The following is a 5,850-nucleotide window of genomic DNA, read 5'->3' as shown; positions in this document are numbered from 1 at the left end:
GTGGTCAACCTCCTCAAACTCCACAACCACACCCTCCACCCAGCAACCTGACCCCGGGGCCACCCAGCCCGACCAGCCCGACAGATTCGATGCCCCGGCCGGCAAAACGCCATTTCGCTACAGGCTCGGAGCGGCCGCCGGACTCCGTGAACCGGGGCCGACCGTGGCCGGGGCAAGTTGACGTCCGACGATCCGGAGAACCTGGCCTGCGGTTCTTTCGGACGTTAGGGGCTGGTGGTGGCGACCAGGCGGACGCAGCAGTGGTTGGGGGTTGGGGTTAGGCGGGCTTGGAGGGGGCTGTTGGTGCTGGCGGTGAGGCCGGCTAGGAGGTTGAGGTTCATGTGGCAGACGAGTTGGGTGTGGTTGGCGGCCAGGCGGCGGAAGGGGCAGTTGGCGAGGGCTATGTCGGCGCCGTCGGGGTGGGGTTCGAAGCCGTTGCGTTCGAGGATCGCGAGGAGGGGCTGACCGGATTCGCCGAGCGATTCGCCGTACTCGCGGGCCAGGCGGTCGAGGGCGGCCCGCGGGGATCCCCCGGTGGACTCCGCGGCCTCGATGGCGGCGGCGAGCAGTTGGCCGGCGACGGCGTACTGGCGTTCAGGGAGGCTGATCTCGATCTCGGTGTCGGAGCGGTGGTAGAGCTTGGCGGGGCGGCCGGCGCCAGGGCCGGTCCGGCCGGTACGGCGCTCGAAGCAGAAGGCGAGTAGGCCCTCGTCGGTGAGGCGGTCGAGGTGGAAGGCCGCGGTGGTGCGCGGGAGGCCGAGCGCGGCGGCGGCGTCGTCGCGGCTGACCGGGGCGGCCTGGGCGACGACGTACTCGTAGAGGCGGCGCCGGGTGGGCTCCTCGAGTACGGCGACGGCCTTCCAGTGGTTGTCCACGGGATGATTCTATCGACAACATCGGTTGGTGAAACAGTATGATGTCTCTTCGTTGAACTCTCAGGGAGTGTGCAGATGGCGATTTCCGCCGATCTTGAAGCCGTGCCCCTCCATATCGTGGCGAGCCGGGCTGAAATCGACCTGCCCGCAGCGGAGCGTGCGGTGGCCGACCTGCTGAAGGCGCTCGGCCGCGACCCACACAGCTCACACCTGGCTGACACTCCGCGCCGGGTGGCGAACGCGTACGCCGAGATGCTGACACCGCGCGAGTTCGCGCTGACGACCTTCCCGAACGACGAAGGCTACGACGAGCTCGTGCTCGCCAAGGACATCCCCGTGCAGTCGCTGTGCGAGCACCACCTGCTGCCGTTCCAGGGCGTGGCGCACGTCGGGTACCTGCCGGGCGACCGGATCCTCGGGCTGTCCAAGCTGGCCCGCGTGGTCGAGCTGTTCGCGCGCGATCTTCAGGTGCAGGAGCGGCTGACCAAGCAGGTCGCCGACTGGCTCCAGGATCATCTGGCGCCGCAGGGCGTCGGAGTCGTGATCGAGGCCGAGCACCAGTGCATGTCGCTGCGTGGAGTGCGCGCGGTCGGTTCGCGGACCGTCACGTCGGCACTGCACGGTGTCCTGCGGGACAAGCCGAGCTCCCGCCAGGAGTTCTTCGCGCTGACCGGCCTCACCCCGTAGTCCGGCGGCCAGCCGAAGCTCTTCAGGTCAGGCGGAGACCGCCTTGTGCGTGTGCCGCCCGGTGGCGAGGATGTGCGCCACCTCGCCGGGCAGCAGGTCGGTGCCGGGGACCGTTTCCATCTCGGAGACGTCCAGCCAGCGCACGACGGTGGCGCCGCAGTGGCCGTGGACGGCGAGGATGGAGTCGAGATCCGGCCAGACGGCCGTGGACGGGTTGGCGCCGTGCCAGCGCAGTGCCACCGAACCGTCGGTGAAGACACAGCCCTCGGCGACGATGCCGGTCCCGGAGACCCCGCTGATGTCGGAATAGCGCAGGAGTTCGAAGGTCTGGGGTTTCATTGGTCCTTTCCCCGTGGTGAGCCCGGGCCGACGTGCGCTCCGGGCGCGGTTGGGCGCTCGCCACAAACCGGGGACAAGTACCGAGTGTCAGCGGGGAAGAACGATCTGTAGCGACTCTGTTCTGCCAAACAAGCTAGAACCAAAACCCTCGACACGCCAGAGATTGCCAGGCGTGTCTCAACCTCCGATCGATAAAAGAACAAAGGGTTTGAACGCCCGACATGATCGAATGGCGCAGTGCTCCTGACGCTGACCACCGACCTGACCGGATTCGACCTGCCCGCGAGTGATTTCGGGTTCCTGTTGCACAAGAACCCCGGACGACCGCAGCGGACCGATATCACCGGTGGGACAGCGCATGTCTTCTACCCGGAAGCAACTGACGAGCGCTGTACGGCGGCTGTCCTGCTCGAGATCGACCCGATCGCGCTGGTGCGGGCCGGCCGCGGGAAATCGGCCGAAGGTTTCACCCTCGGCCAGTACGTGAACGACCGCCCGTACGCCGCCTCCAGCCTGCTCGCGGTCGCGCTCAGCAAGTTCTTCCGGACCGCGATGATCGGCCGCTGCGACGCCCGTCCCGAGCTCGCCGCCGCCCCGATCCCGCTGGAGATTCACGTGCCGGCGCTGCCCTGCCGTGGTGGGACCGAGCTCGCCGAGCGGATGTTCGCGCCGCTCGGCTGGACCGTCGACGCGCGCCCGGTGCCGCTCGACCCGGAGATCCCGGAGTGGGGTGATTCCCGGTACGTCGATCTGCGGCTGACCGGCGTTCTGCGGCTGGCCGATGCGCTCAATCACTTGTATGTGATGCTCCCAGTGCTGGACGACGCGAAGCACTATTGGGTGGGCTCGGATGAGGTCGACAAGCTGGTCCGGGCCGGTGCCGGGTGGCTGGGCACGCATCCGGAGAAGGATCTGATCTCGCACCGCTACCTCGCGCACCGGCGTTATCTGTCCGATGACGCACTGGAGCGGCTGGCCGAGGCCGACGGTGTCGAGGTGGCCGACGAGGCGCCTGAGTCCGAGGGACCCGTGTCGTTGGCGGTCGAGCGCCGTACGACGGTGGCCGCCGTACTGCGTGAGCTCGGTGCGCGGCGGATCGTGGATCTCGGGTGTGGTGAGGGCGCTCTCGTGGGGGAGCTGCTGAAGGACCCGATGATCGGCGAACTGATCGGGACCGATGTCTCGGCGCGCGCGTTGATCTCGGCGAAGCGGCGGCTGCATTACGACGACCTGCCCGACCGGCAGCGGGACCGGCTGCGGTTCCTGCAGTCCTCGGTGACGTACTCCGACGAGCGGCTGGCCGGCCTCGATGCGGCCGTGCTGATGGAGGTCATCGAGCACGTCGACCCACCGCGGCTGCCTGCGTTGTCGCACTCTGTCTTCAAGGCCGCGCGTCCGGCCGCGGTCGTCGTGACCACCCCGAACAGTGAGTACAACGTGCGCTTCGAATCTCTGCCGGCGGGTGAGTTCCGGCACCCGGATCACCGGTTCGAGTGGACGCGGTCCGAGTTCCAGACGTGGGCCGGCGAGGTGGCCGGTCGATACGGGTATGCGGTCGAGTTCCGTCCGGTCGGCCCGGAGGACCCCGAGGTCGGTCCGCCGACGCAGCTCGCCCTCTTCCGTCGTACCGAGGTGGCCGCATGACTGTATTGAATGCCACGCTCCGCGCGGCGGATCCTGCGGCCTGGTTCCCTTTCTTCCCTCGTCGCTCCAGTCGCTGCGCTCCCTGCGCTCCTCAGTCCAGAAAGGGGGCCGCATGATCGACGTACCGGCACTTTCTCTGATTGTCCTGGTCGGTGTGAGCGGATCGGGTAAGTCCACTTTTGCGCGGAAGCACTTCAAGGCGACCGAGGTGATCTCGAGCGACTTCTGTCGTGGGTTGGTCTCGGATGACGAGAACGATCAGGCGGCGACCAAGGACGCGTTCGAGGTGCTGCATTTCATTGCAGGTAAGCGACTTGCGGCCGGTCGGCTGACCGTGATCGACGCGACCAACGTGCAGCCGGAGGCGCGGCGGGAGCTCGTCGCGCTGGCGCGGGAGTACGACGTACTGCCGGTGGCGATCGTGCTCGACCCGCCGGAGCGGGTGGCGGTGGAGCGTAACGAGCAGCGGCCTGACCGGCAGTTCGGCGCGCAGGTGGTGACTCGGCAGCTCGGTCAGCTGAAGCGCGGGCTGCGGAGTCTGAAGCGCGAAGGCTTCCGGAAGGTTCACGTGCTCAGCAGTGTCGAGGAGATCGATGCCGTCAGCATCGAACGGACTCGGCTCTTCAACGACCTGACCGATGTTACCGGTCCCTTCGACATCGTCGGTGATATCCATGGCTGTCTCCCTGAGCTCCAGCAGCTGCTGACTGATCTCGGGTACACGCTGACTCGTGATGCCTCGGGGCGGCTGGTGGATGCTTCGCACCCGACGCGGCGGGCGGTCTTCGTCGGCGACCTGGTCGACCGCGGTCCGGACAGTCCCGGTGTCCTGCGGCTGGTGATGGGAATGGTTGCTGCTGGCAACGCTTATTGTGTGCCCGGGAACCACGAGGACAAGCTGCTGCGTGCGCTGCAAGGCCGCAACGTCAAGGTCAGCCACGGTCTGGAGACCACGCTGGCCCAGCTCGAGGACGAGCCGGCCGAGTTCCGGGCCGAGGTTGCGACGTTCATCGACGGGCTGATCTCGCACTACGTCTTCGACGGTGGCAAGCTGGTCGTGTCGCATGCCGGTCTGGTCGAGCGCATGCATGGTCGTGCCTCGGGTCGGGTCCGTTCCTTCTGTCTGTACGGCGAAACGACGGGGGAGACCGATGAGTTCGGACTGCCGGTGCGGTATCCGTGGGCGAACGAGTACCGCGGTCGCGCGACTGTCGTTTACGGGCACACGCCGACCCCGGAGCCGGAGTGGATCAACAACACGATCTGCCTGGATACGGGATGTGTTTTCGGTGGATCGCTGACCGCGCTGCGGTATCCGGAGCGCGAGCTGGTCCAGGTGCAGGCAGCGAAGGAGTACTACGCTCCGGCGAAACCGTTGCATGTGGCATCGGCCCCTTCGCGTGAACCCGATGTGTTGGAGCTGACCGACGTCACCGGGCGGCGTGTGATTGAGACGGCGTCGCACGGTCGGCTGAGTGTCCGTGCCGAGCAGGCGGGCGCGGCGCTGGAGGTGATGAGCCGGTTCGCGATCGATCCGCGGTTCCTGCTGTATCTGCCGCCGACGATGAGCCCGGTTACGACGTCTCCGCTGCCGGGTCTGCTCGAGCATCCGCTGCAGGCGTTCGAGACGTATCGCGGGCAGGGCGTCACCGAGCTGGTGTGCGAGGAGAAGCACATGGGCTCGCGGGCGGTCGTGCTGCTGACGCGGGATGACGATGTGGCCTTCAAGCGGTTCGGGCTGGCCGGCCGCGGCGCGATCCACACGCGCACCGGCCGCTCGTTCTTCGACCCTTCGCTGACCGACGAGCTGCTGGCCCGCCTGCGCGTGGTCGCTGCTTCAGCGGGCCTGTTCGAGGAGCTGGACACGTCGTGGCTGCTGCTGGACGCGGAGCTGCTGCCGTGGAGCGCGAAGGCCGAGGACCTGCTTCGGAACCAGTACGCCGCAGTCGGTGCCGCCGCCCGTACGTCGTTGCCCGCAGCAACCGCTGCGCTGTCGTCGGCGGTTGCCGCCGGTCTGGATGTTGGTGACCTGCTCGCCACGATGGAGCAGCGTGCTGTCAACGCGGCCCGGTTCACCGAGGCCTATCGGCGGTACTGCTGGCCGACCGCGGGGCTCGACGGCGTTCGGCTCGCCCCGTTCCAGGTGCTGGCCACGGAGGGAGCGACGTACCAGGAACGACCGCACGCCTGGCACCTGGGGATCGCGGACCGGATGGTTGCCGCAGGCCCCGAGGTGGTCACACCGACCCGTCGGCTGTTCGTTTCGGAGTCGACGTGGGATGAGGGTGTGGCGTGGTGGGAGGAG

General features: G+C 67.7%; 5 protein-coding genes. 3 read left to right on the top strand and 2 right to left on the bottom strand.

The features are described from left to right. Positions 1-224 precede the first annotated feature (224 nt). Entirely contained in the window at positions 225-875 is a 651-nt protein-coding gene (locus tag E1261_RS42690) for a helix-turn-helix transcriptional regulator (protein ID WP_132415711.1), read from the bottom strand. Positions 876-950: 75 nt separating this feature from the next. Between E1261_RS42690 and folE the strand changes: the two genes are divergently transcribed. Then, the gene (gene folE / locus E1261_RS42685) at positions 951-1,562 is read left to right on the top strand and encodes a GTP cyclohydrolase I FolE (RefSeq protein WP_132415709.1); all 612 of its coding nucleotides are present in this window, start codon (positions 951-953) and stop codon (positions 1,560-1,562) included. 27 nt (positions 1,563-1,589) lie between these two features. Here the strand turns inward: folE and E1261_RS42680 are convergent, their stop codons facing one another. Next, a complete protein-coding gene (locus E1261_RS42680; protein ID WP_132415707.1) occupies positions 1,590-1,901 on the bottom strand; it encodes a hypothetical protein in 312 nt (103 codons plus the stop codon). Positions 1,902-2,138: 237 nt separating this feature from the next. On the opposite strand from E1261_RS42680, the gene E1261_RS42675 reads away from it, so the two are divergent. Both E1261_RS42675 and E1261_RS42670 read left to right on the top strand, forming a co-directional pair. After that, positions 2,139-3,545: a 3' terminal RNA ribose 2'-O-methyltransferase Hen1 gene (locus E1261_RS42675; protein WP_132415705.1), complete on the top strand. Its 1,407-nt coding sequence runs from the start codon at positions 2,139-2,141 to the stop codon at positions 3,543-3,545. A 112-nt stretch (positions 3,546-3,657) separates the two neighbouring features. After that, positions 3,658-5,850: polynucleotide kinase-phosphatase (locus E1261_RS42670; protein WP_132415703.1), on the top strand; the 2,193-nt coding region annotated here is incomplete at its 3' end.

This window comes from Kribbella albertanoniae, assembly GCF_004348455.1.
Lineage (GTDB): Bacteria > Actinomycetota > Actinomycetes > Propionibacteriales > Kribbellaceae > Kribbella > Kribbella albertanoniae.
Note: the sequence above shows the minus strand (reverse complement) of the source record. Positions and strands in the feature narration are given on the sequence as shown.